General features: G+C 69.1%; 2 protein-coding genes. Both read right to left on the bottom strand.

Translation table 11 applies throughout. The annotated features are described in order from the left end of the window. A partial coding sequence (locus AC5RWT_RS37505; protein ID WP_494084638.1) for an SDR family NAD(P)-dependent oxidoreductase occupies nt 1–644 on the bottom strand: 644 nt, incomplete at its 3' end. A gap of 1 nt (nt 645) precedes the next feature. Further along, the coding region (locus AC5RWT_RS37500; protein ID WP_494084637.1) for a DUF6421 family protein at nt 646–1,286 on the bottom strand (641 nt) is incomplete at its 5' end.

Genomic DNA, 1,286 nt, shown 5'->3' with positions numbered 1-1,286 from the left:
AGTACGACGGCGGCGGACCGCTGGGGCATGGGGTCCTCCTTGCGCCCGGATTGGGACCGGCGGAAGCCGTCGGCCACCGAGAGCATCCAGGTTTCCGCGGCGGCTTTGGCAGCTGCGTAATTGGCGCCGGAGGCGGTAGGGGAGTCGGTTGCCGTGGCGGAGACGATGGACGCCCTGCCGGACGCAGAAGCCTCCAGCTGCGGATAGAACGCGCGGGTGGTGTTCCGCAGCGTAGTGATCAGCTGCTGGTGGAGGAAGTCCCAGTCCTCGTCCGACTGCCCGGCCAGCCCCTTGCCTCCGCGCCAGCCGCCGACCAAATGGAGCAGGCCGTCGGCGCCGCCGTGCTCCGCGGCGATGGTGTCGGCCAGGTTTTCCACCGCACCCCGATCGGCGAGGTCGCACTGGAAGGAGGCAACGGCGTCGTTATCCGCGTAGGCGGCGGCCAGCCGGTCCCGGTTGCTGCCCACCGCCAGCACCGTGGCGCCGACGCCGGTCAGGGCGGCGGTAACGGCGCGGCCGGAGGCACCTGAGGCACCGGCCACCACCACCTTCAAACCGGTGAGTGCGGCCGGGCCGGGCGTGGCGGCCAGCAGCTCTTCGGACCCGAGAGTGCCGCCGCCGCCGTGGTGCGCATCTGCCGCCATCTCAGGCCTGAGCCCCGGTGATGCCCGAGGTGGATTCGATCACGGGTTTCATCTTCCGCGAGAGGGCCTCGTAGAACATCGACAGCGGGAATTCGTCGTCCATCACCTGGTCCGTCAGCTCGCGCGGCAGCCCGGTCAGCGGCAGGGCGTCGGGGCCCTTGGCCCAGACCGAGGCCGGGTGCGGCGTGAGCGTCCGGGTCAGCATCTCGTAGGCAGCCAGCCAATGCGCCACCTTGGGCCGGTCGATGGAGCGCCAGTACAGATCCTCGATTTCCTGGCCCAAGGCCACGACGGCGTCTGCGACGTTCTCCCAGTCGAGAGAGAGCTTCCCGTCGGTCCAGTGCAGCACGCGGTGCTGGTGCAGCCAGGCGAACAGCAGCTGTCCGCCCAGGCCGTCATAGTTGCGCACCCGGCTGCCGGTGATGGCGAAGCGGAAGATCCGGTCAAAGATCACTGCGTACTGCACCAGTTGCGCATGCCGGCGGACCTCGTCGGAGGCCTTGGCGTCATGGGCCAGGCGCACGGACTCCCGGAAGGCGGTCAAATCGCAGCGCAGTTCCTCCAGCGAGTACAGGAAGTAGGGCATCCGCTGCTTGATCATGAACGGGTCGAACGGCAGGTCGCCGCGCATGTGCGTGCGGT

The organism is Arthrobacter sp. Dra40 (assembly GCF_059091905.1).
Note: the sequence above shows the minus strand (reverse complement) of the source record. Positions and strands in the feature narration are given on the sequence as shown.